General features: G+C 52.4%; 21 protein-coding genes and 1 pseudogene. 13 read left to right on the forward strand and 9 right to left on the reverse strand.

The genetic code is table 11. The features are described 5' to 3' along the window. The 3 genes from WG891_RS15465 to WG891_RS15475 form a co-directional block, all read right to left on the reverse strand. Entirely contained in the window at nt 1-666 is a 666-nt protein-coding gene (locus tag WG891_RS15465) for a fimbrial biogenesis chaperone (RefSeq protein ID WP_337263541.1), read from the reverse strand. Between the two features lie 132 nt (nt 667-798). Next, nucleotides 799-1317, reverse strand: a complete 519-nt coding sequence (locus WG891_RS15470; protein ID WP_158069124.1) for a fimbrial protein — start codon at nt 1315-1317, stop codon at nt 799-801. A gap of 546 nt (nt 1318-1863) precedes the next feature. Next, entirely contained in the window at nt 1864-2700 is an 837-nt protein-coding gene (locus tag WG891_RS15475) for a TIM barrel protein (protein ID WP_337263540.1), read from the reverse strand. 325 nt (nt 2701-3025) lie between these two features. On the opposite strand from WG891_RS15475, the gene WG891_RS15480 reads away from it, so the two are divergent. Continuing rightward, on the forward strand, nt 3026-4531 hold the full coding sequence (locus tag WG891_RS15480; RefSeq protein ID WP_337263539.1) for a CoA-acylating methylmalonate-semialdehyde dehydrogenase: 1506 nt from the start codon (nt 3026-3028) through the stop codon (nt 4529-4531). A 25-nt stretch (nt 4532-4556) separates the two neighbouring features. After that, the gene (gene iolB, locus WG891_RS15485) at nt 4557-5378 is read left to right on the forward strand and encodes a 5-deoxy-glucuronate isomerase (protein ID WP_337263538.1); all 822 of its coding nucleotides are present in this window, start codon (nt 4557-4559) and stop codon (nt 5376-5378) included. A gap of 211 nt (nt 5379-5589) precedes the next feature. On the opposite strand, the gene WG891_RS15490 is transcribed toward iolB, so the two are convergent. Further along, nucleotides 5590-6030 (reverse strand): hypothetical protein, encoded by a 441-nt coding sequence (locus tag WG891_RS15490; RefSeq protein WP_337263537.1) that lies wholly within the window; start codon nt 6028-6030, stop codon nt 5590-5592. A 59-nt stretch (nt 6031-6089) separates the two neighbouring features. Next, on the reverse strand, nt 6090-6926 hold the full coding sequence (locus tag WG891_RS15495) for a MurR/RpiR family transcriptional regulator (protein WP_337263536.1): 837 nt from the start codon (nt 6924-6926) through the stop codon (nt 6090-6092). An 832-nt stretch (nt 6927-7758) separates the two neighbouring features. Between WG891_RS15495 and WG891_RS15500 the strand changes: the two genes are divergently transcribed. The 3 genes from WG891_RS15500 (at nt 7759) to WG891_RS15510 (ending at nt 9303) form a co-directional block, all read left to right on the forward strand. Beyond that, nucleotides 7759-8253 (forward strand): DUF1269 domain-containing protein, encoded by a 495-nt coding sequence (locus tag WG891_RS15500; protein ID WP_337263535.1) that lies wholly within the window; start codon nt 7759-7761, stop codon nt 8251-8253. Nucleotides 8254-8271: 18 nt separating this feature from the next. Continuing rightward, a complete protein-coding gene (locus tag WG891_RS15505) occupies nt 8272-8655 on the forward strand; it encodes a hypothetical protein (protein WP_337263534.1) in 384 nt (127 codons plus the stop codon). Between the two features lie 288 nt (nt 8656-8943). Continuing rightward, on the forward strand, nt 8944-9303 hold the full coding sequence (locus WG891_RS15510; RefSeq protein ID WP_337263533.1) for an HdeA/HdeB family chaperone: 360 nt from the start codon (nt 8944-8946) through the stop codon (nt 9301-9303). Nucleotides 9304-9489: 186 nt separating this feature from the next. Here the strand turns inward: WG891_RS15510 and WG891_RS15515 are convergent, their stop codons facing one another. Continuing rightward, a complete protein-coding gene (locus WG891_RS15515; RefSeq protein WP_337263532.1) occupies nt 9490-11430 on the reverse strand; it encodes a bifunctional 5-dehydro-2-deoxygluconokinase/5-dehydro-2-deoxyphosphogluconate aldolase in 1941 nt (646 codons plus the stop codon). Nucleotides 11431-11934: 504 nt separating this feature from the next. Here WG891_RS15515 and iolD point away from each other — a divergent pair. From iolD to iolE, 3 genes are all read left to right on the forward strand, one after another. Next, complete coding sequence (iolD, locus tag WG891_RS15520) at nt 11935-13875, forward strand: 3D-(3,5/4)-trihydroxycyclohexane-1,2-dione acylhydrolase (decyclizing) (RefSeq protein ID WP_337263531.1); 1941 nt, start codon at nt 11935-11937, stop codon at nt 13873-13875. Between the two features lie 40 nt (nt 13876-13915). Continuing rightward, nucleotides 13916-14929: a Gfo/Idh/MocA family protein gene (locus WG891_RS15525; protein ID WP_337263530.1), complete on the forward strand. Its 1014-nt coding sequence runs from the start codon at nt 13916-13918 to the stop codon at nt 14927-14929. 232 nt (nt 14930-15161) lie between these two features. Beyond that, entirely contained in the window at nt 15162-16058 is an 897-nt protein-coding gene (gene iolE / locus WG891_RS15530; RefSeq protein ID WP_337263529.1) for a myo-inosose-2 dehydratase, read from the forward strand. Between the two features lie 44 nt (nt 16059-16102). Here the strand turns inward: iolE and WG891_RS15535 are convergent. After that, a pseudogene (locus tag WG891_RS15535) lies at nt 16103-16210 on the reverse strand (GNAT family N-acetyltransferase); the annotation flags it as partial. 417 nt (nt 16211-16627) lie between these two features. Between WG891_RS15535 and WG891_RS15540 the strand changes: the two are divergent. Then, nucleotides 16628-17323 carry a pirin family protein gene (locus WG891_RS15540; protein WP_337263528.1) on the forward strand — a complete coding sequence of 232 codons (696 nt, stop codon included), beginning with the start codon at nt 16628-16630 and terminating at the stop codon, nt 17321-17323. Nucleotides 17324-17456: 133 nt separating this feature from the next. Then, nucleotides 17457-18452 (forward strand): gluconate operon transcriptional repressor GntR, encoded by a 996-nt coding sequence (gntR, locus tag WG891_RS15545; RefSeq protein WP_337263527.1) that lies wholly within the window; start codon nt 17457-17459, stop codon nt 18450-18452. 31 nt (nt 18453-18483) lie between these two features. Here the strand turns inward: gntR and WG891_RS15550 are convergent, their stop codons facing one another. Next, a complete protein-coding gene (locus WG891_RS15550; RefSeq protein WP_337263526.1) occupies nt 18484-18990 on the reverse strand; it encodes a gluconokinase in 507 nt (168 codons plus the stop codon). Between the two features lie 261 nt (nt 18991-19251). Here WG891_RS15550 and gntT point away from each other — a divergent pair, with 261 nt between their 5' ends. Beyond that, the gene (gntT, locus tag WG891_RS15555) at nt 19252-20568 is read left to right on the forward strand and encodes a gluconate transporter (protein ID WP_337263525.1); all 1317 of its coding nucleotides are present in this window, start codon (nt 19252-19254) and stop codon (nt 20566-20568) included. A gap of 32 nt (nt 20569-20600) precedes the next feature. On the opposite strand, the gene WG891_RS15560 is transcribed toward gntT, so the two are convergent. Then, entirely contained in the window at nt 20601-21194 is a 594-nt protein-coding gene (locus tag WG891_RS15560; protein WP_337263524.1) for a YhgN family NAAT transporter, read from the reverse strand. Nucleotides 21195-21415: 221 nt separating this feature from the next. Here WG891_RS15560 and asd point away from each other — a divergent pair, with 221 nt between their 5' ends. Both asd and WG891_RS15570 read left to right on the forward strand, forming a co-directional pair. Then, complete coding sequence (gene asd, locus WG891_RS15565) at nt 21416-22519, forward strand: aspartate-semialdehyde dehydrogenase (protein ID WP_076943192.1); 1104 nt, start codon at nt 21416-21418, stop codon at nt 22517-22519. 198 nt (nt 22520-22717) lie between these two features. Continuing rightward, nucleotides 22718-22900, forward strand: a complete 183-nt coding sequence (locus tag WG891_RS15570; RefSeq protein ID WP_337263523.1) for a hypothetical protein — start codon at nt 22718-22720, stop codon at nt 22898-22900. The last annotated feature ends 79 nt before the right edge of the window (nt 22901-22979 follow it).

Below are 22979 nucleotides of genomic sequence, written 5' to 3' on the forward strand. Positions count from 1 at the left end.
TTACAGCCTGTGCTGATAAACCTCACTGATACCGCCAAAGTCGTTAATAATCTGCCAACTGACGTGGTTGCCCTGCGCGTTGGCGGGCAGCCTATAGCCGATCGAGGCCCCTGGGGCAACCATCTGCGGTTCTTTGATTTTTTCGTTTGCCAGTGAGACAGAATAGAAACTCAGGTAATAGGGCGAGTCGTTGAATGCCTGCAGGCTGTTGCCGCTGCGCTGCCAGCGCAACGCTTTAGCTGCCTCGTCCAGCGAACCTTTCAGGCCGGCAGGGCGGTAGATCAGCTTGATACGGGTTCTGACGGCGATTTGTAATTGATTGCCTTTCCCTTCTGCAGGGGGAACGGATTTGACGCTCAGCCAGAACAGCGATTCTTTATCTTCCGGTAATTGCCCGGCGACGCGAACCACCCGCAAGGTATTTTCCTGCTTGCCATCCAGACGAAACAGCGGGGGTGTAATCAGGAACGGCGCTTTTTCTGTTCCCTCAACCGTGGTGTTGGCCCAGGACTGTACCAGATAGGGAATATCGTCCGGGTTTTTTACCGTAATGGTGGCTTCTTTCTGGCTACCATTATAAACCAGGCGGGTTCCGCCAATAATGACCCCTGCATAGGCGCTAAATTGGCTTAATATTGCAATCAGCAAAATAAAAACTGCTTTCATTATTGATTACCTGATTATTGAGAATAAGGCGTTGTTGCGACACCCAGAATATTGAGAGCCGCGGGGCAATTACCGCTCCCCGCAACTCGAATTATTTGGGGTGAATGGCTGTTCTACAGAAAGACTCAGGTATTAATTATAAAGAACGCTGAACTGTACCGAGACGTTAGCATCCCCGGCGGTAATTTTGCCATCTGTCATTTTATAGGATGCGGTAAAAGGCAGCGAATTGGTGCCAGTGACTTTATCCAATGGCCAAGGGTCCGTTGCACCACCAGGGGCGACAACGCCAGAATAACTTTTGATTTCAAGCCCGACACCACTGGCCACCCCTGGCTGACCGGTATTATCCAGTTGGAAGGTATCGAGATCGCTGGCATTGGCGGTACCATCAAGCTGTATACTTGCCGTATTGAGGGTGTCAGGGCAGTCGGTCAAGACCAGTGTGAAATCTTTTGGGTTAGCTCGGTCACCGACAGCATGGAAAGTATCAATAGAGACATCATCCATGGTGACGTTGAGGGTTGGGCTGACATTACAGACGTTATCCACCACCTTTCCGGTAAAATGAATCACTCCGTCAGCAGCAAAGGCAGTGCTGGATAACGCCATACCGGTGATTAACATGCGAGTAATTAGAGACTTCTTCATCACAAAATCCTTATCAGTGAGCGTTAAGGGGATAACGCTTTGTATATGCGTTACCCTTTTTTGTTATCGACACTTCCCATAGTGTCGATATTAAATCGGTCTTATCAGACTGGTTTTTTAGAAAAGCAGAGCCTAAATATGAAATTTTTTTGCTAAAAAATTCAGCATTACGCATGGCATCCCATGCATGATAATTCCGAAAAGATGTATAAGTTTTGAATGTTTCTGTGGGGTGGATTTTTAAGTTATATTTAACTTTTTGTAAAGATAAAAGAAATTAAGAGGTATATTTTAGAGTTAATATTACCTTGAAATGGTTAATGAGGTTTTTTTTACCATAAAATAATGATTAAGTAACATATTGTTTGGTTTTTATACATTAAACAAATAGTATTCAGAGCAAACTTTATGTTATGAGATTTATCCTGATAATAATGAAAGGCAGATGCGTTTTTATAAGTTAAATTAACCTGAATAACAGCATGAGATAATTCGCTTTTGGGGGCGAGATTAAAGCCCCTTGCTTACGCAAGGGGCTGATGATGATTACCCCTGCAACAGCGCAATACTTTGGCGGATCTCGCGCTCAATGTCCTGCTCTGTCCAGGTATCAAGCTGTGAAGAGAAGGGCTCGAAAGCATAGAGCCCCCGGTAGCCCAAACGCTCCAGATTCAGCACCTGTGCTTTACTCTTCAAACGATCTTTGTCACTCAACATAATGCGCTGTTCATCGGTTAACCCACCTTTGAGCATCGGATCTTCCACGCCGGAAAGATGCACCAGACCAATTTGGTCGACCTGAATCTGCGCATCAAAGTCGGCCTGATTCACCTCGCTCAGATAGTGATGGAAGGTATCCAGCACCATTTTATAGGGCGCAGCCGCATCGCGGATCAGCGCCTGGGTCAGTAGCGAAGAGCGCAGAGAACTGGTGCCAAAGCCTAAGGGCTCAACGTAACCTGCAATGCCGTACTGCTTGAACAGCGGGGCCAGCAATTGCAGCGATTCCAGCGTATCTTCACGCTTTTGTGCCTCACTGCGGCGATCGTTCGCGTCGCAGTTGGGGCACAACACCACCGCCCGGCAGTGGAGGGCTTGAGCCTGGGTCAACAGGGCTTCTGCCCTGGCCAAGAGCGCGCCTTTATCGGCCAGCAGGTTGAATTGCCCGAGGGCGTTGATAGTGACGATCTCAACCCCGTATTCGGTGGCTAGCGTATTGAGTTGTACGTTGCTGAGGTTATCAGTGACGCTGCCGCTCGGCATATCGTTACGCAACTCAACCTTGTTGAGCCCGCACCGTTGCACCAGGCGGAAGAAACTTTTCAGACTGAGCTTGGGCGCAATCTTGCGGTTGATGCAAAAACGTTCTAAGGCAATGGCCATGCTGTTTAACTCCTGTATGTAACGGGGATTCGCGCAGCTTGTTGCTGCACTCCGGGCTTCTATCCAATCTTTAAAAAGAATATTTATTTCATATTTATATGAATTTGAAATTTTATTGTTTGATCGAGTTCAAGGAATCGGTAAGGCGTGACAAGAGTGATGCGCTTTTATCTTCTCTTTTGGCCAAGATTTGCGAGGTTCTGCACTAAAATTAAATTTTCTAAAATAATTTATTTGAAATATTTTTTTCATTGAAATAGAGTTTCTCGCATCTGGCCAGGATTTAGCCTGTCTGTAACAGCTGGGACTGAAAGAGGGTGGGGACATGAAAACTGTAGGTAACTTTATTGGCGGGCAGGTTTGCCTGAGCAGCAGCAATCAAACCGTCGACGTACACAATCCGGCCACCGGCCAGGTTGAGCGCCGCGTGACGCAAAGCACTGCCGCCGAGGTGAAACAGGCTATCGATGTCGCTCATCAGGCATTCACCGCGTGGTCGCGCACCACGCCGCTGCGCCGCGCACGTATCATGTTCAATTTCAAAGCATTGTTGGAGCAACACCGCGAAGAACTGGCGCAGCTGATCGTCAGCGAGCATGGTAAGGTCTACTCCGATGCGCAGGGTGAACTGACGCGCGGGATCGAAGTGGTGGAGTTTGCCTGCGGTATTCCGCATCTGATCAAGGGGGAGTATTCAGCGGATGTGGGAAGCGGTGTCGACAGTTTCTCACTGATGCAGCCACTGGGCGTGGTGGCGGGGATTACCCCGTTCAACTTCCCGGCAATGGTGCCAATGTGGATGTTCCCGATCGCACTGGTCTGCGGTAACACCTTTGTGCTGAAGCCCCCTGCGCTGGTGCCTTCTGCCTCGGTACGCCTGGCGCAGCTACTGCAAGAGGCCGGGCTGCCGGATGGGGTATTTAACGTGGTGCACTGTGCCAACGAAGAAGCGTCGCCGTTGTGTACCGATCCGCACATTCAGGCGGTGAGTTTTGTCGGCTCATCCGCGGTGGCTGAGCATATTTACACCACCGCAAGTGCCCACGGTAAGCGCGTGCAGGCGTTTGGCGCGGCGAAGAATCAGGCCATCGTGATGCCGGATGCCGATCTGGATGCGACGGTGAATGCCCTGATGGGCGGCGCATTCGGCTCGGCCGGTGAGCGTTGCATGGCTTTGCCGGTGGCGGTAGTGGTCGGTGACAGCACCGCCGATAAGCTGATCGCCAAGCTTAAACCGCTGATCGCCCAGTTACGCGTTGGCCCAGGTATGCAGCAGGGTGGGGAAGAAAACGAAATGGGGCCGCTGGTTTCATCCGCCCACCAGAAAAAAGTGCTGGGGTATATCGATCTCGGTGTGGAGGAGGGGGCCACGCTGGTGGCCGATGGCCGCCATTATCAGGTACCGGGTTATCCGCAGGGCTATTACGTTGGCGGCACGTTGTTCGACAACGTCACGCCGAACATGCGTATCTACCGTGAGGAGATCTTCGGGCCCGTGCTGGGCATTGTGCGCGTACCGGATTATCAGACCGCCATCGACACGGTGAACAGCCACGAATTTGGCAACGGCAGCGCGATTTTTACCAGTAGCGGCCACTATGCCCGTCAGTTTGTGCAGGAAGTGCAGGCCGGGATGGTTGGCGTTAATGTACCCGTGCCGGTACCGATGGCGTTTCACAGCTTTGGCGGCTGGAAACGCTCAGTGTTCGGTGCGCTTAACGTCCATGGCACCGACGGCGTGCGCTTCTATACGCGCATGAAAACCGCCACCGCCCGTTGGCCAACCGGCCAGCAGACGCTGTCTGAATACAGTATGCCTACGTTGGGGTAACCGAGAAGAGACCAGGAGAATCGCTATGTCTTCACTACTCGCCAAATGCCAGCCGCCGGACGCACAGGGGCGCATTCAAGCGGTGACGCCAGAAAATGCGGGCTGGCGTTACGTTGGGTTTGAGGTTTATCGCTTGCAGGCCGGGCAGACGCTGCAACTGGCCAGTGCGGATAAAGAGCTGTGCCTGGTGCTGGTGGCGGGCATTGCTTCTGTCGCGACTCAGCATGCGCACTATCCGCATATTGGCAAACGCATGAGCCCGTTTGAACGCACCCCGCCTTATGCGGTGTATGTTCCGCATCAGGATCGTGTAGAAGTCCGAGCTGAAAGCGACTTGGAACTGGCGGTATGCAGCGCACCGGGCAGCGGGTATTTGCCTTCGCGCCTGATCACCCCGGCAGAGATCGGCGTTGAGCGGCGTGGCAAGGGCCGCAATCAGCGGTTGGTGCACAATATCCTGCCGGACAGTGCCCCTGCCGACAGCCTGCTGGTGGTCGAAGTCTATACCGACGAAGGCAATACCAGTTCCTACCCGAGCCATAAGCACGATCGGGAGGATTCACCGGATGAAACCTATCTGGAAGAAACCTATTACCACCGCCTTAACCCCGAACAGGGCTTCTGCCTGCAGCGGGTGTATACCGACGATCGTGCGCTGGATGAATGCATGCCGGTGTATAACCGTGATGTGGTGAAAGTACCGCGCGGCTATCACCCGGTAGCCACGTTAGCGGGGTATGACAGCTATTACCTCAACGTGATGGCCGGGCCGGTGCGCCAGTGGAAGTTCACTTGGGAAAAGGATCACGCCTGGGTTAATAGCGAGAGTTATTCGTTGCGGGAATAGACCACAAAACCGCGGCTTTATTGGCTGCCATCCGATACTGGCAGCCTTTATCGTTATACCCTTCATACTTCAAGTTGCATGTGCGTTGGCTTTCCTCGCTCACCCCAGTCACTTACTTGAGTAAGCTCCTGGGGATTCACTGCGTCGCCGCCTTCCTGCAACTCGAATTATTTTGGGTATATAAGGCCGAGAAAACGAAGCTCCAAGGTTATTATTCTGGCAGTTTACCTTCTTGCTTAAGGAAGTCGGTCAAAAAGTATTGCGCATCTCCTTCATCAGAAAGCGACTTACTGTAGGAAATAGGGTGAATGGCATTTTCCCCAGGCAGGTATAATTCACCCGAGTTACCGTTGCTAATCACCAGAGCCACAAATTTTTTGCCGTTCACACTGACGCTATAGTCAGTGCGATCGCCTTTGCTCTCCACATCCATCAGCTGGATTTTCTTATCCCACTCATGGTCGGCATTGGTGACCTGCACTAGCGCTTTCTGTTCTGAGCGTTGGCCATAGCGTAGCGTCCACACCTGAAGACCCTGGCTGCCCTCCCATGCCTTTACCCGTTCTGCCACTTCTGGGCGAACAGGCTCAGCAGAAAAACCAGTGGCCGACATCACACATAACAGAATAAGAAGGATACATTTTTTTAACATCACATCGTCCCATTTACGGATTGAAAAAGAAGGTTCTGGCGCTGTACGGCCTGCTATTCCTACAGATCTTTGGCGTTATTCAGCGCCAGCGACACCGCCAGCGTTTGCGCCAGGCACATCGAGGCTACCTGCGAGCGGAACCCGTCGACCTGCGCTTCGCGCACCACAAAGCAGACATCGCTGAAGGCGGCCAGCGGGCTGACCTGGCTGTCGGTAATGGCGATTTGCAGCGCCCCCTGCTTGGCTCCCAACTCCACCAGCTCAATCGCCTCTTTGGCGTACGGCGAGTAGCTGATGGCGATCACCACGTCTTTGGGTTTTACCATACTGAGTTGCTCGGTAAACATCCCGCCTAACCCGTCGATCAGAAATGCCCGTCTTTCCAGGTGGCGCAGGGCGTAGGTGAGGTAAGACGCCACGCTGAACGAACGGCGCAGGCCAATCACATAGATATTTTCCGCGTTATTCAGCAGCTCTACCGCCCGTTCCAACTGCTCGGCGCTGGTTTGCATCGCGAGCTGTTGCAGCGCCTGCGAGTTAACCATGGTGAAAACGTTGAGGATGTCGGCCGGTTTTTCTGGCGCGACGCTGTCATCGGAAGAGGTTTGGCGAAACAGCCGCGCACGTTCGGTGTAGTTGACCGTTTCTTCCATCAGGTGCTGACGAAAAACCTGTTTCATTTCGTTAAAGCCGCTGAAGCCAAAGGCGTTAGCGAAACGGATCAGGGTAGATGGTGGAACACTGGCCTGCGCGGAGATGGAAGCAACGGTATCGAAAGCAATGCTGTTACTGTTATCCAGAATATAACGCGCTACCTGTTTCAAACGCTTGCTGAGCGTTTCATAACGGCGGCGAATCTCATCCTGTAACAGCGAAAGTTGAGTCGGGTTATTCATCCATTAGGCTCGCAGTAGGAGAGGAAGTGTATAGGGTATATGCGCCAGAAGCATTGGCAGGCCATTCTAACAGATGGAGTGGAAATTTCATTTCATCAAAAAGCGATTTATTTCATCGCAAGCTGCGTTGCCTCACAGAAAATCGGCAAAAACCCCCCTTATAGCTGTAAAAACGCTTGAACATCTTACTGGGGGGGGAGCCAGGCTAGGGGGCTGGCAGCATGACAAGGTATTAAGACCTCTGCGGAGGACCAAATCCTGCAACAAAGATGGCAGGGGATGGTGGCGGATCCGTAACCGTTAATTTCACCGATATTATGCTCTTCCTGAACAGTTGAGTTTAATGGGAAGGCTATCAGTGCTTGTATTGAAAAGCATATACTTTACTAATTGGGTATAACATCGGAAGTGCTGCGTGTGTCTCTCTATTTTCTGCGTAAGGCGATAAATATTACATGATAGTTCTATTATCTAAAGAATGTTTTATTTCGATACATATGACTATGGATTGACTTTGTGTGTAAACGCATCCTTTTGTTTTTCATGTAACTGGATATGTGTTTTTTAACAAATTAATACTCTGACCTTAACCTCTCTTATCAAAATAAAATGCTGGTTAATCCAGATTATTTCTCTGGTTACATTGAATTCTGGTTTCTTGCTAACGGAGTAGCGAGTTCTATAATGGAAAACGATCAAGGATATGATGTTTTTTTGCTGAATACGAAATGCTAACTTATTTTTATTTTTTTCAAAGGGTATTTCAGCAGCCTGCTAAAGAATTGTATATTCCTTGCGTCACATTAGGTTGATACTTTAAAAGGAGATCTTTATGGCGGCACAGCTCGTTGTTATTGCTTATCCAGATATACATAAAGCAGAAGATGTTCGCATTGCGCTTTTAAAGTTACAAAAAAGTTACTTGGTAGACTTGGAAGATGCTGTTGTTGTTACCAAAAATGCTAAAGGAAAAATAAAACTTAATCAAAGTTTTAACCTGACAACAACGGGAGCTATTTCTGGTGGCTTCTGGGGTGCCCTCATTGGCTTGATTTTTATGCAGCCGATTTTAGGTGCTGTCGTCGGTGCTTCTGCCGGTGCGTTAAGTGGTGCGCTTTCCGATATCGGAATTGATGATAATTTCATGAAAGATTTGGCAAAAAAACTGGATGTTAATACCTCTGCCTTATTTATCCTTGTGCGTAGTGTCACCGCGGATAAAGTACTTCCTGAAATAGAACCATTTGGTGGCACAATTATTCAATCCTCTCTTACCAGTGAGGATGAGGCAAAGCTTCAGTTGGCGCTGAATTCTGGAAAAAAATAATGAAAAATGGAGAATGCTATGAGTAATGAAAGGGTTGAGTTCGAAACATTAGAAAAAATCGGGAAAACGCTAACTAAGTTAGACGATGCATGTGCGAAAATTGATGATAAAACAACAACATTTTTCGGAAAAATTAAACATTTTTATGCGCAAGAAAAAGCAATTCATGAAATAAAAATGTTAATAAAAGAGTGTAATAGATTTGTAAGGCTAGAAACAAAAAGCACCGACAAGTTAGCCTCTGATATTAGCAAAGATGAATGTTTACGTAATGAAAATTTGAAATCTGTCGCAGGTGCGGTTAATAAGTTGACTGTTGATTTAGATGCTCTTGATAACAGCGATGAGAGTAAAATAAAAAGCTTTATTTATCAGACTAAATCCCTGCATGAGATAAAGTAAATATTACATCACATTAAATTGTACGATAAGTATTCAGTCAACGAGCTTGATGATTTGAAACGGCTTGAAAGATAGCTAAAAACACGCGTTTTTTGCGCTGAATCTGTATTTTTCTGTGTTTGTAATTTAAGAAAATAGGCGTATAGCGGTTGCCCTTAAAACGGTATGAGGATGGCTGCATTGCCCTAAAAGACCAGCGCAAACTCGGTTGAAAAATACACGTAAATACCTCGTGTAGATATCATTTCAAGCATGATAAGTACATAAAATCATAACAAGGTGAATCATATGAAAAGCCAGTTAAAAGAGATGAAAATGATAAATAAATCAGTATTGGCGTTGGTATTCTTAGGTGTATTTACGGGAACATCTTTTGCCAATGACGTGGCTAAACAACAGGCTAAGCCTGCCAATGCAAAGTCAGTGGTGAAAATGACCTGTGAAGAGTTTCTGCTGCTTGATGAATCTTACCTTCCTATTGCGGTGGGAATTGCCGGTGGAGCAGAAAAACATAAAGATGGCATTATCAATGTGACTGAAGTGAAAGAAATTACGCCGTTCATTGTTACTGAATGTAAACAGGCTCCTAAGGCTTCCTTCATGGAAAAAGTGAAGGCGAAACTCGCCGAGTGGCGAAAGAAAATGTAATCAATCCAGAGCCGGTCTATAACTCTGTATGACAGTTTGCATATTAAAGGTGAGCGTCTAAACGCTCACCGAACTCGATAATAAAAGACTCTGTGATTGGCTCCTTATGTGGGAGAGACCGGGGACTGTGGGGCTTTCGCCCCCAATTGAGGTGCATCACCCTATTGCCAAGTGAACACAACATGTTTAACGGAGAACGGTTTTGTCTCCAGGCAGCGGGCGATATTGCCGCCACAGGCCGATCAGCCTCAGGTATTTCTGCTTCACCTGTTCGATTAGTGTGGCATCGTCGATTTCCCCCTGCAGCCAAAGACGTGAAGGGGGGCCAAAGATAGTGCGGCCAACCGCGAATCCTTTCACCCAGCCGGCGTCCGCGGCAGCGGCAAAACCGGCTTGCAGCGTGGCTTCTGGTGCATCCAGCCCCAGAATCAACACCCCTCGGCAGAATGGATCATGCGTTTCAATCAGTGCGCCGACCTGCTGCCAGTGGGCGGCACTGAGCGGAGGCAGCTTCCACCAGTCGGGTTTGATCCCTAAGCGGTAGAAATGTTCCAGTACGGCCAGATAGTGGCGCTGGTCTTTATCGGCGTAGTTCTCCGGTAAAATCACCTCCAGCAGCAGTTCGTGGCCGGATTTGCAGCAGCCGCGATACACCTCGGTAATCCATTCATCCTGTTCATGGCGCAGCTCTGCCGCATCCTGTGGATGGTAGAACACCAGGCATTTCACCACATGCTCCTGTGGCCAATCGAGCAACTGTGAGCCGATATTGCCATGTTCCAGCCGCAATGGGCGCGAGCCTGGCTGCTCAACCGGGCGGCCAATCCACCAGCCTTGGCCGGTGATGGCATTCAGCGCCGCCTGGCCGTAGGTGGTATCGGCCAGAATGCCGCTGTTACCTGTGAGGCCGCCTTCCGCTGCTGCCGCCTGCGCCGCGGTTAACAGCAGGTTTTTCAACTGCGGAATGCGATGATGACTGGCACCCGCCTGGTGCGCCATATCCGCTAGCTGCTTACGGTGATCGAAGGCGAACACGCACAGCTCCGGCCATTGCTGCTTACGCGTGGTCACCCGGTGCAGATGATTCAGGTGTGCATCGCGATCCGGGCGCGGCACTTGCTGTTCGCGCTGCAGATAGTCGTCCAGCTCCAGTTTGGTGGGCATCGCCGGTGCGCAACCGTGGCGTGATACCACCAGCGCTCCACAGGCGTTAGCGTAGCGGCAGGCCTGATCCCAACCTTCGTCATTCAGGTAGCCGCGCAGCAGGCCGGACATAAAGGCATCACCGGCACCCAGTACGTTAAGCACCTCCACCCGCACACCAGAGTGCAGTTTCACCTGCTGCCAATCCTCGGCAATGGCCCCTTCAAAGACTGCACAACCCTGTGCCCCGCGTTTGCACACCAGCGTTGCCTGAGTGTTGTTACGCACGTTTTGCAGGGCGGTTAATGTGTCGGTGCTGCCACCGGCAATATGGAACTCTTCTTCGGTGCCGACGATCAGATCGAAATGATGCAGCACCTCCTGCAACTCGCGGGTGACGTTCGCTGATTCAACGAAGCGGTTTTCACCGTCGCCCAACGAGGTCAGCCCCCACAGCACCGGGCGATAGTCGATATCCAGCGCGGTACGCAGCCCGTGGCGGCGCGCATACTCCAGTGCTTTCAGCACCGCCGCGCGGGTATTGGGGTGCGAAAGGTGAGTGCCGGTGATTGCCAGCGCCCGGGATGAGGCGATGTAGCTTTCATCAATATCCTCAGGCGTCAGGGCCATATCGGCACAGTTTTCGCGGTAAAAAATCAGCGGGAAGGTTTCCTGATCCTTGATGCCGAGGATCACCAGCCCGGTCAGGCGCTGTTTGTCGGTGATCAGGTACTGCGTGTCTGCCCCGACGCGCTGCAGCTCTTCACGCAGGAAACGGCCCATGTGCTCGTCCCCCACGCGGGCCAGCATGCCGGACCTGAGCCCTTGAATCGCCGTGCCATAAGCCACGTTGCCGGAGGAACCACCAAGATATTTGGCAAATGTGCTGGCATCTTCCAGGCGAGCACCAATTTGTTGCGCATAGAAATCGACAGCGATGCGCCCAAGGCAGATGACATCGAGCTGTTTGTGTTGTGTAGCCATACCCGTTTCCTTCTGTATTTAAACTGCGGTCCGGTAAAGGAGGTAAGCAGGAAGCTTGGGGTAAATTATGAGGAATAAAAATTTCAATTTCAATATTGAATGAAATTTATACCTCGTAAAGGAGCAAGGCCTGGCAATAACACGCAACCGGGCATCAAGGTAGCCAAGGCGCGCTATGGCGGGCATAGGGCATTGCCAGGCTAAACCCGCGGCTGCCGCGTGCTGGAAGACGATTTTGTGTTAACAGGCCGATACTTTTTGCCTCATCACGATAAAGAAAACCAATAACTATATGAATTTACTCTATAAATAGAGCGCTGGCTTTCTTTGTTATGCGATCATTATCGCAAAATGAAATATTTTTTCTGTTATTAAATTTTATGGAAAATATATTTGTTTATAATCGATGGCGTTTCAGGTTTATCGGCATCACAAGTTTCTCAGGCCCAGGCATGGCATCCCGTTGCAGGGCACCTACGGATAACAAAGCGGAAGGGTGAGTAAATGGGGAAGATCAGGTTAACCATGGCACAGGCGCTGGTCAGATTTCTCGACAACCAGTATCTGTTGGCAGACGGCGTGGAAACCAAGTTCGTCAAAGGCATTTTCGCGATCTTTGGCCATGGCAATGTGCTCGGGCTTGGGCAGGCATTGGAGCAGGATTGTGGCGATCTGCTGGTGCATCAGGGGCGCAACGAGCAAGGGATGGCGCACGCCGCCGCCGGTTTTGCCAAGCAGAAACTGCGGCGGCAGATTTACGCCTGCACCTCTTCCGTCGGCCCCGGCGCGGCCAATATGATCACCGCTGCGGCCACGGCGACGGCGAACCGCATTCCTTTATTGCTGTTGCCGGGTGATGTGTTTGCCTCACGTCAGCCAGACCCGGTGTTGCAGCAGATTGAGCAATCTTACGATCTGAGCATCAGCACCAACGACGCCTTCCGCGCCGTCAGCAAATACTGGGATCGCATCGTGCGCCCGGAACAACTGATGAGTGCCTGCATCAATGCCATGCGGGTGCTCACCGATCCGGCAGAAACCGGGGCTGTCACGCTGTGCTTGCCGCAGGACGTGCAGGGCGAAGCCTACGATTACCCGGATTACTTCTTCCAGAAACGGGTGCATCGCCTCGATCGCCGCCCGGCCAGCGCAGGCATGCTGGCTGATGCGCTGGCGTTGCTGGCCGGCAAACGCCGACCGCTGCTGATCTGCGGCGGTGGTGCAAAGTACTCCCAAGCCGGGCAGGTGCTGAAGCAGTTTGCCGAGCAGTTTCATATTCCCTTTGCAGAAACCCAGGCCGGCAAAGGCACGATAGCTTCCGATCACCCTTATAACCTGGGCGGTATCGGTGAAACCGGCTGCCTGGCGGCCAACACGCTGGCAAAACAGGCTGATGTGGTGATTGGCGTTGGCACCCGCTATAGCGATTTCACCACCTCATCAAAGTGGCTGTTCCAGCACCCGCAGGTGGCTTTCCTCAATATCAACGTCAGCGCGTTTGATGCCGGGAAGCTGGATGCGGTGCAGGTGCTGGCAGATGCGCGCGAGGCGCTGGCGGCCCTGGGCAACTCACTGGCGCAGACGGATTACCGTTCCGGCTGGGGCGATGCGATCCGCAGTGCGCTCAGCGAACAGCAGCAGGAAACCCGGCGCGTTTATCAGGCCGCCTATACCGGTGCCGACTTTGTGCCAGAAATTGATGATGCCCTCGATCGTGAGCGCGTCTTCGCCGAATTTATCGAAAAAACCGACTCTGTGCTGACGCAAAGCCGGGTGCTGGGGGTGCTGAATCAGCACTTGCCGCCAGACGGCATCGTCGTGGCCGCTGCCGGTAGCCTGCCGGGTGATCTGCAGCGTGTCTGGCAAAACCGCAGTGAGCACGGATATCACGTGGAATATGGTTACTCCTGCATGGGTTACGAAGTTAACGCCGCGCTGGGCGTCAAGCTCGCCGAACCGCAGCGTGAAGTGTATGCCATGGTCGGCGACGGTGCCTTCATGATGCTACATTCTGAACTGGTCACCTCGATCCAGGAAGGCTGCAAAATCAACGTGTTGCTGTTCGATAACATGACCAACGGCTGCATCAACAATCTGCAGATGGGCAACGGTATGGGCAGCTACACCACCGAATTCCGCTTCCGCAACCCGCAGGGCGGCAAGCTGGATGGCGAACTGGTGCCGGTCAACTTTGCCATGCTGGCGGCGGCCTACGGCTGCAAAACCTACAGCGTTACCAGCGAGCAGCAACTGATCGACGCGCTGGCGGATGCGCGCAAGCAGCAGGTTTCTACCCTGTTGGATATCAAAGTGTTGCCCAAAACCATGGTGCACAACTACCTCAGTTGGTGGCGCGTGGGCGGGGCGCAGGTGGCTGAAAGTGAAAAGATTGCCGCCGCTGTCCGCAGGCAGCAAGAGAACATTGATAAAGCGCGCGACTACTGAATTCCCAGACATTACATCTGCCGTACATAGGAGAGCGAGAATGACATTGAATATTGGGGTTATTGGTACTGGAGCCATCGGCAGAGATCATATTCGTCGTTGCAGCAAGGTGCTGCAGGGCAGCCGTATCGTGGCGGTGAATGATATTAACCGCGACAGCGCGGCCAACGTGGTCAGTGAACTGCAACTGGATGCGCAGGTGTATGACAACGGTCACGATCTGATCCGCGCCGCCGGCGTGCAGGCGGTGCTGGTGACCTCATGGGGGCCAAGCCATGAAGAGTTTGTGCTGGCGGCGATTGCGGCGGGCAAACCGGTATTCTGCGAAAAGCCGCTGGCGGTGACCGCGCAGGGCTGTAAAAACATCGTCGAAGCCGAAGCCAAACAGGGCAAACGCCTGGTGCAGGTTGGTTTTATGCGCCCTTACGATCAGGGGTACCGTGCGCTGAAACAGGTGCTGACCAGCGGCCAGATCGGCGAACCCCTGATGCTGCACTGCGCCCATCGTAACCCAACGGTTGGCGAAGCCTACACCACGGATATGGCGATTACCGATACCCTGATCCACGAGATCGACGTGCTGCGCTGGTTGCTGGACGATGATTACGTCTCTGTGCAGGTGGTGTTCCCGCGTAAGTCCTCCAAAGCCTATTCTCACCTGAAAGACCCGCAGATTGTGCTGCTTGAAACGGCCAAGGGCACCCGCATCGACGTGGAAATCTTTGTGAACTGCCAGTACGGCTACGACATTCAGTGCGAAATCGTCGGTGAAAGCGGCATTGCCAAGTTACCGGAGCCTTCTTCCGTGCAAATGCGCAGCGGCGCCAAGCTTTCCACTGAGATTCTCACCGACTGGAAAGAGCGCTTTATCGATGCTTATGACGTTGAGCTGCAGGCTTTTATCAACGACGTACAAACCGGCAAGCTGACCGGCCCTTCCGCCTGGGACGGCTATGCCGCAGCGGTGGCTGCCGATGCCTGTATTGCCGCCCAGCTCAGCGGTGAAATTGTGCCGATCAGGCTGTCTGCCCGCCCTGATTTTTACGGTAAATAACTGGGTTGAGGGTGGCGTTATGCCGGTAAGTTAAACGCAAAACTGCATAATTGTGTGCAATTGCTAAAGGAGTCGCCCCCTCTCCCCGTGGTAGAGGGCCGGGGTGAGGGGCTTGCAGTGCGGTGTTCATCCCCTCACCCTAACCCTCTCCCCAAGGGAGAGGGAACTGGTTAGCCTTAACTGACAAACATTACCGCAAGTGGCTGGCATTAACCGATTACCGAGGCTGAAAATGAACCAAGAACATGTGAAGTTGGCCATCGCCCCGATTGGCTGGACCAATGACGATCTGCCCGAGTTAGGGCAAGAAAACACTTTCCAGCAGTGCATCAGCGAAATGGCGCTGGCGGGGTTTGCCGGTTGTGAGGTGGGCAGTAAATATCCGCGCGATCCAAAAGTGCTCAAACCGATGCTGGATATTCGTGGCATCCAAGTCTGCAATGCCTGGTTCAGCACCTTCTTTGCCGATGGTTTAAAAGAGAAAACCATTGATGAGTTTGTGAACCATATGAATTTCCTGCATGAAATGGGCGCGAAAGTGATCGGTTGTTCTGAGCAAAGCCGCAGCATTCAGGGCACCAGCAAAGGGGTGTTTGAAGAGAAACCTTATTTCAGCGATGCAGAGTGGCAACGCGTCGCCGCGGGCTATAACGAACTGGCGAAGATTGCCGCCAGCAAAGGTATGCAAGTGTGCCTGCATCATCACATGGGCACCGGCATCCAGACGGCGGAAGAGATCGATCGCTACATGAGTATGGTGAATGATGATGTTTACCTGCTGTTTGATACCGGGCACGCTTACTATTCCGAAGGCAACCAGCCTGCGATGCTGGCAATCCTGGAAAAATACCTGCCGCGTATCAACCATGTGCATTTGAAAGATGTGCGTGATGAGGTGGTGGCGGCAGTGAAAGCCAACAAGCTGAGCTTCCTCGATGGCGTGAAGAAGGGCACCTTTACCGTGCCGGGTGATGGGGTGATCGACTTCTGCCCGGTGTTTAAACTGTTGGACGAAGGTGGTTATCGAGGTTGGATGGTGGTTGAGGCCGAGCAGGACCCGGCCATTGCCAATCCGTTCGAATACGCGGTGAAAGCGCGGCGCTATCTGCGTGAAACCGCAGGTATTTAAGCGCGACGGGGCGCATTATTGCGCCCCGTGGTGATCAACAGGCTTCAGGCCGAACGGAAACGCGCCATAGGGTAGGCATCCACAAGTTCGCCGTCGCGGAAGGCAAAGCGGCGGCTGGTGCCTTCGATCTCGAAACCAAATTTACGGTATATACCCAAAATAATTCGAGTATCTCACCCATTATTGCTTCTCCACTGAGTTTACCGTTTGAATAATCACTAAAATTATCCGTTTACCCGAGAGAGTCAATAGCCTTCCCCGTTGCTCAAAAAAACGCTTTACAAGTGCGAATGATAATGATTATTATTAACTCGCGTTCAGGGGAAAGCATCAATCTTTGATACTGTCGCTTGAAGGCACGACATTGCTCACATTGCTTCCAGTGTTTATTTAGCCAGCTCGGGTGCTGGCTTTTTTTTTGCCTGGATTTATCCCCTGCCGACTCAAGCAATTTATCTGTAACTTCGCTGAAAACTTCATCTAATTTTTTGAAGAGAGGGGTGAGATTTTTACGCTTTCTTATTCTGCTACCAAGACTAGACTGTAAAAAACGTTGAGGAGAGTTGAATATGATTTATTTACGTAAAGCGGAAGATCGCGGTCATGCCAATCATGGTTGGCTTGATAGCTGGCACACCTTCTCATTTGCTGATTACTACGATCCTGATTTTATGGGGTTCTCGGCACTGCGGGTGATTAATGAAGATGTGATCGACGCGGGCCAGGGTTTTGGTACTCATCCCCATAAAGATATGGAGATCCTCACCTACATCCTGAGTGGTACGGTGGAGCATCAGGACAGCATGGGCAACAAAGAGCAGATCCATGCCGGTGAGTTTCAGATTATGAGTGCCGGTACCGGAGTGCGTCACTCGGAGTACAATGCCAATAGCGATCGGCCACTGCATCTTTATCAAATCTGGATTATCCCGGATCAGGTCGGGCTGACGCCACGCTATGAGCAGCGCAGGTTTGATGCGCCGCAGGGCCGTCAATTGGTGCTGTCACCCGACGCCCGCGAAGGCTCGCTGAAGGTGTTCCAGGATATGACGCTGTCGCGCTGGGCGCTGAAAAAAGATGAGCAGTCGGTTTACCCGATCCAGGCTGAACGCCGCATCTGGATCCAGGTCGTGCGTGGTAATGTGGCCATCAACGGCCACAAAGCGGGTACCAGCGATGCTTTAGCGGTGTGGGATGAAACCGCACTGTCGATCCACGCTGACGAAGACAGCGAAATACTGCTGTTTGACCTGCCGCCGGTATAATTGGGCTATGATCTCAGGGGTTCAGCGTGCTGAACCCCTTTTTCTTGCCCGCAGGCCGTGTAAGCAACAATATCGGCCAGCCGTTTTTTTTGCTAGAATGGCCGCCCATTCACGGTAAGCCAGTTCATTGATAATGAAGAAAAAACGGCCGGTGCTCCAAGATGTTGCAGATCAGGTTGGCGTCACCAAGATGACGGTGAGCCGCTATTTGCGTAACCCCGATCAGGTTTCCGCTGCCCTGCAGCAGAAGATTGCGGTTGCGCTGGACGATCTTGGCTATATCCCCAACCGTGCCCCAGATATTCTTTCCAATGCCACCAGCCGGGCGATTGGTGTGTTGTTACCGTCGTTGACCAACCAGGTGTTTGCCGAAGTGTTGCGCGGTATTGAGAGCGTCACCGATGCGCATAATTATCAGACCATGCTGGCGCACTATGGCTATCTGCCGGAGCGTGAAGAAGAGCGTCTGACGTCGTTATTGTCTTACAACATTGATGGGCTGATCCTGTCCGAGCGGCACCACACGCCGCGCACCTTGAAGATGATCGAAGTGGCCGGTATCCCGGTGGTCGAACTGATGGACTGCGTATCGCCGTGTATCGATCTGGCGGTGGGGTTCAACAACTTTGAAGCCGCCCGCCAGATGACCCAGCAAATTATCGCGCGTGGCCATCGTCACGTGGTGTATTTCGGCGCGCGCCAGGATGAGCGTACCATTATCAAGCAGCAGGGTTATGAACAGGCGATGCGTGAATCCGGTCTTGAACCCTACAGCATCATGACCACGCGTTCTTCTTCCTATTCTGCCGGTGGTGAGCTGTTGCTTGAGGCACAGCGCGATTACCCGCAGATCGACAGTATCTTCTGCACCAACGATGACTTGGCGATCGGTGCGGCGTTTGAATGCCAGCGACAGGGGCTCTCGATCCCGCAGGATATGGCGATTGCCGGTTTCCACGGCCACGATATTGGCCAGGTGATGGTGCCGAAGCTGGCGAGCGTGCTGACGCCGCGTGAGCGTATGGGGCAGATCGGCGCGGAACGCCTGCTGGCCCGTCTGCGTGGTGAAATGGTCGGCCCGCGCATGGTTGACGTCGGTTTTACCGTGATCCCCGGTGGCAGTATCTGAAGCAGGGCACCGCAGGGTGCCCTTTGCCGGTTTATTTCTGCAGTGCAGCCACACAACGGCTGACTACACCTTCGATATCGGTATCGATATCAATACAAATCACATCTTTCTCGTCGAGCGCAGGTTCTTCCAGGGCATCAAACTGGCTTTTCAGCAGCTCGGTCGGCATAAAGTGCCCGGAACGGGCTTTCAGGCGCGCCAGAATCACGTCGAAGCTGCCTTTCAGATAAATAAACACCATGTTCTCGTTATCTTGGCGTAGCAGATCGCGGTAGCGGCGCTTGAGCGCAGAGCAGACGATAATCCCGGTTTCATTTTTGTGATTCAGGCTGTACGCCGCATCATTGAGGCGCTGCAACCATGGGGCACGATCGTCGTCATTCAACGGCTGCCCGCTGGCCATCTTCTGGATATTGGCGCGCGGATGCAAATCGTCGCCATCAATGAATTTTGCCTGTATTTCCCGTGCGACAGCCGCGCCAATCGTGGATTTTCCGCTGCCGGAGACGCCCATCAGGATGATGCTTTTTCCCGCCATAAGTTTGATCTCTATCTCAGAATAAGAATTTCGCCTAGCTTCATGGTTCCGAATCTTAGCATGTTACCGGTATCATGATACGGGTAACAAATAGAGATGTGATTGTCATCACAAAGGGTAGAACAAGAGACAGTCGTCTGTACTCAATCGCACTCAAGTGGCCCGATAACACCAGGACAGGGCCGTAAAGTTAAAACCAAACACCCTCTTTTGCTGCACTTTGGCGCAGAGGTTAAGTGATAAAAAGGTTGGAGAAAAATTATGCCATTAGTGATTGTTGCAGTCGGCGTAGCGATGCTACTGCTGCTGATGATCCGCTTTAAACTGAACGGCTTTATCTCGCTGATTCTGGTCGCGTTGGCGGTTGGGATCATGCAGGGGATGCCGGTGGATAAAGTGGTGGGCTCCATCAAGGCTGGCGTCGGCGGTACGCTGGGGGGCCTGGCGCTGATCATGGGCTTTGGTGCCATGCTCGGTAAACTGTTGGCGGACTGCGGTGGGGCACAGCGCATCGCCACTACCCTGATCGCCAAATTCGGTAAACAGCATATCCAATGGGCCATTGTGCTCACCGGTTTTACCGTTGGTTTTGCGCTGTTCTACGAAGTCGGTTTCGTGCTGTTGCTGCCGCTGGTGTTCACCATTGCCGCTTCCGCGCGTATTCCATTACTGTATGTGGGGGTGCCCATGGCTGCGGCGCTGTCCGTGACCCACGGTTTCCTGCCGCCGCACCCTGGCCCGACCGCGATTGCCACCATTTTCCATGCCGATATGGGTAAAACCCTGCTGTTCGGTACCCTGCTGGCGATCCCGACCGTGATCCTGGCTGGCCCGGTATATGCCCGCTTCCTGAAAGGGATCGATAAGCCCGTTCCTGTCGGCCTGTATAACCCAAAAACCTTTACCGAAGAAGAAATGCCAAGCTTTGGTGTCAGCGTAGCGACTGCGCTGGTGTCGGTGATCCTGATGGCGCTGCGGGCAGTGGCCGAAATGGTATTGCCAAAAGGCCACCCGATTCTGGCTTATGCCGAATTCTTCGGCGATCCGGTGATAGCAACGCTGATTGCAGTACTGATTGCCATCTTCACCTTCGGCCTGAACCGTGGCCGCAGCATGGATGAAGTGATGGGCACCATCACCGAGTCGATCAAAATCATCGCCATGATGTTGCTGATCATCGGCGGTGGCGGTGCGTTCAAGCAGGTTCTGGTAGACAGCGGGATTGAGAAGTACATTGCCGACATGATGCACGGCAGCGGTGTTTCACCGATCCTGATGGCCTGGTCGATTGCTGCGGTGCTGCGTATTGCGCTGGGTTCAGCCACCGTTGCGGCGATTACCGCTGGCGGCATCGTTGCACCATTGATCGCCACCACCGGGGTCAGCCCGGAACTGATGGTGATCGCCGTGGGGTCCGGCAGCGTGATCTTCTCGCACGTTAACGATCCGGGCTTCTGGCTGTTCAAGGAGTATTTCAACCTGACCATTATGGAAACCATCAAGTCTTGGTCAGTGTTGGAAACCATCATTTCAGTCTGCGGTCTGATTGGCTGCCTGCTGTTGGCGATGGTGGTTTAACGCTATGCCGCAAGGCGCTCTGCGCCTTGCGGCTACAGTTTCATATAGGCTCTGATGCCGTCCAGGAACATTTGGGTGGAGAGCATCACCAGAATCAACCCCATCAACCTTTCCAGCGCGTTCACCCCTTTGCTGCCCAACAGGCGCAGGAACAGGCTCGACATCAGCAGGATCGCCGCCGACAGCCCCCAGGCAATCAGCAGCGCCACGACCAGGTGCGACAACTGATTAGGGTACTGATGTGAAAGCAGCATCAGCGCCGCCAGAATTGACGGCCCGGCCACCAGCGGAATGGCGAGCGGCACCAGGAAAGGTTCCTCACCGGCAGAAAGGCCGGTACTGTTGCCTTCCTGAGACGGGAAGATCATCTTGATGGCAATCAGGAACAGGATAATCCCGCCCGAGATCGACACGGTTTCGGTACGCAGATTAAGAAACGCCAGAATGCGCTCACCGGCGAACAAAAAGATCAGCATCAGCAGCAAGGCGATCAGCAGCTCGCGGATCAGCACCACCCGGCGGCGGCGCGGTTCCAAGTGCTTGAGCACCGACATAAAAATCGGCAGGTTACCCAGTGGATCCATGATTAAAAACAGCAGCACCGTGGCCGAAATCATCTCTGTCATCATTACCTCAAAATCTGAAAAATGTACCGGTGGAGCCGGTAATTCCTTCGTCTATACCTCCCCATCTCTTAGAAGGATGGCAGATATATAAGAAGCATTGCTGAGAATCGCTCAGCCATCGAATAAATTCACTTTGCGCCTGCGCCGACATTTTGTAAGGTGGGTAGATATTGCACACTACTTACGACAATGTCGTTATCCCCAAGGCAGGACTGTAAATTATGAAAAACGTTGGTTTCATCGGTTGGCGCGGTATGGTCGGCTCTGTACTTATGCAACGCATGACAGAAGAGCGCGATTTTGACGCCATTCGCCCGGTATTCTTCTCTACCTCGCAGCACGGTGCCGCCGCCCCGGCTTTTGGCGGCCAACAGGGTACGCTGCAAGATGCGTATGATGTTGAGGCACTGAGCGCACTTGACATTATTATCACCTGCCAGGGCGGGGATTACACCAACGAAATCTATCCAAAGCTGCGTGCAACCGGTTGGCAAGGCTATTGGATCGACGCCGCCTCCTCTCTGCGTATGAAAGATGATGCGATTATTATCCTTGACCCGGTGAACCATGAGGTGATCCAGGAAGGGCTGAACAAAGGCATCAAAACCTTTGTCGGTGGTAACTGTACGGTCAGTTTGATGCTGATGTCGCTGGGCGGCCTGTTTGCCAACAATCTGGTGGAGTGGGCGTCGGTCGCCACCTATCAGGCGGCATCCGGCGGTGGCGCACGCCATATGCGTGAACTGCTGACGCAAATGGGCATGCTGCACGCTGATGTGGCAAAAGAGCTGCAGAACCCGGCTTCGGCGATTCTGGATATCGAGCGTAAGGTGACTGAAGCCACTCGCTCCGGCAAGTTGCCAACCGATAACTTTGGCGTGCCTTTGGCGGGCAGCCTGATCCCGTGGATCGACAAGCAGTTGGATAACGGCCAGAGCCGTGAAGAGTGGAAAGGCCAGGCGGAAACTAACAAGATCCTCAATACCTCGGCCATTATTCCTGTCGATGGTCTGTGCGTGCGTGTTGGTGCGCTGCGCTGCCACAGCCAGGCATTCACCCTGAAGCTGAAAAAAGATGTGCCGCTGGCGGAAATCGAGCAGATGCTGGCAACGCACAATGACTGGGTGCGTGTGATCCCGAACGACCGCGAACTGACCATGCGTGAGCTGACGCCAGCGGCGGTGACTGGCACGCTGAACACACCGGTTGGCCGCCTGCGCAAGCTGAATATGGGCCCGGAATATCTCTCCGCGTTCACCGTTGGCGATCAGCTGTTGTGGGGGGCTGCTGAACCGCTGCGCCGCATGTTACGTATTTTGCTGTAAATCGATCTGCAATTGACTTCAGGTTGCCGCCAACCGTGCTGCAGCCTGGAGTATGACGGGATAAGCTGAACTTCCTGAGGGCTGGTTTCTTTCGGCCCTTTAACACCTTGTTTTCAACAATGTCTGTTCTCTGCGTATGCATCCGTTCCGGGTCGTTTCAGACCGGGCGAAATATGGACAAAATCGCTGAAAAAAGGAATGAAACATCGCCGTAACACGTATATTACAAAGCCGGTGGCAGTACAAAATTGCTGCCAGATCGGCCATTTTCTCCGTGCAAAATTTTCCTTTGAAATCATCAATGCTTTAACAGACTTTGGCTATGCTTGTTGGGGCGACGAATACATACCAATTAATGGTGAGTTTTTGTCTGAAAAATAGACATAAAGAGCGGTATTTCGGCTTTTAAGGATGCAAATTAATCAATAACCGACCGAAATCACGCTTTAGGTTCTGAATG

The sequence above is a fragment of the Serratia sp. MMO-28 genome, assembly GCF_037199905.1.
Classification (GTDB): Bacteria; Pseudomonadota; Gammaproteobacteria; order Enterobacterales; family Enterobacteriaceae; genus Chania; species Chania oryzae.

Excerpts from the sequence above, each read along its gene's own strand:
- WG891_RS15465 (WP_337263541.1), bottom strand. The coding sequence starts at position 666 with ATGAAAGCAGTTTTTATTTTGCTGATTGCAATATTAAGCCAATTTAGC.
- WG891_RS15470 (WP_158069124.1), bottom strand. The coding sequence starts at position 1,317 with ATGAAGAAGTCTCTAATTACTCGCATGTTAATCACCGGTATGGCGTTA.
- WG891_RS15475 (WP_337263540.1), bottom strand. The coding sequence starts at position 2,700 with ATGGCCATTGCCTTAGAACGTTTTTGCATCAACCGCAAGATTGCGCCC.
- WG891_RS15480 (WP_337263539.1), top strand. The coding sequence starts at position 3,026 with ATGAAAACTGTAGGTAACTTTATTGGCGGGCAGGTTTGCCTGAGCAGC.
- iolB (WP_337263538.1), top strand. The coding sequence starts at position 4,557 with ATGTCTTCACTACTCGCCAAATGCCAGCCGCCGGACGCACAGGGGCGC.
- WG891_RS15490 (WP_337263537.1), bottom strand. The coding sequence starts at position 6,030 with ATGTTAAAAAAATGTATCCTTCTTATTCTGTTATGTGTGATGTCGGCC.
- WG891_RS15495 (WP_337263536.1), bottom strand. The coding sequence starts at position 6,926 with ATGAATAACCCGACTCAACTTTCGCTGTTACAGGATGAGATTCGCCGC.
- WG891_RS15500 (WP_337263535.1), top strand. The coding sequence starts at position 7,759 with ATGGCGGCACAGCTCGTTGTTATTGCTTATCCAGATATACATAAAGCA.
- WG891_RS15505 (WP_337263534.1), top strand. The coding sequence starts at position 8,272 with ATGAGTAATGAAAGGGTTGAGTTCGAAACATTAGAAAAAATCGGGAAA.
- WG891_RS15510 (WP_337263533.1), top strand. The coding sequence starts at position 8,944 with ATGAAAAGCCAGTTAAAAGAGATGAAAATGATAAATAAATCAGTATTG.
- WG891_RS15515 (WP_337263532.1), bottom strand. The coding sequence starts at position 11,430 with ATGGCTACACAACACAAACAGCTCGATGTCATCTGCCTTGGGCGCATC.
- iolD (WP_337263531.1), top strand. The coding sequence starts at position 11,935 with ATGGGGAAGATCAGGTTAACCATGGCACAGGCGCTGGTCAGATTTCTC.
- WG891_RS15525 (WP_337263530.1), top strand. The coding sequence starts at position 13,916 with ATGACATTGAATATTGGGGTTATTGGTACTGGAGCCATCGGCAGAGAT.
- iolE (WP_337263529.1), top strand. The coding sequence starts at position 15,162 with ATGAACCAAGAACATGTGAAGTTGGCCATCGCCCCGATTGGCTGGACC.
- WG891_RS15540 (WP_337263528.1), top strand. The coding sequence starts at position 16,628 with ATGATTTATTTACGTAAAGCGGAAGATCGCGGTCATGCCAATCATGGT.
- gntR (WP_337263527.1), top strand. The coding sequence starts at position 17,457 with ATGAAGAAAAAACGGCCGGTGCTCCAAGATGTTGCAGATCAGGTTGGC.
- WG891_RS15550 (WP_337263526.1), bottom strand. The coding sequence starts at position 18,990 with ATGGCGGGAAAAAGCATCATCCTGATGGGCGTCTCCGGCAGCGGAAAA.
- gntT (WP_337263525.1), top strand. The coding sequence starts at position 19,252 with ATGCCATTAGTGATTGTTGCAGTCGGCGTAGCGATGCTACTGCTGCTG.
- WG891_RS15560 (WP_337263524.1), bottom strand. The coding sequence starts at position 21,194 with ATGACAGAGATGATTTCGGCCACGGTGCTGCTGTTTTTAATCATGGAT.
- asd (WP_076943192.1), top strand. The coding sequence starts at position 21,416 with ATGAAAAACGTTGGTTTCATCGGTTGGCGCGGTATGGTCGGCTCTGTA.
- WG891_RS15570 (WP_337263523.1), top strand. The coding sequence starts at position 22,718 with ATGAAACATCGCCGTAACACGTATATTACAAAGCCGGTGGCAGTACAA.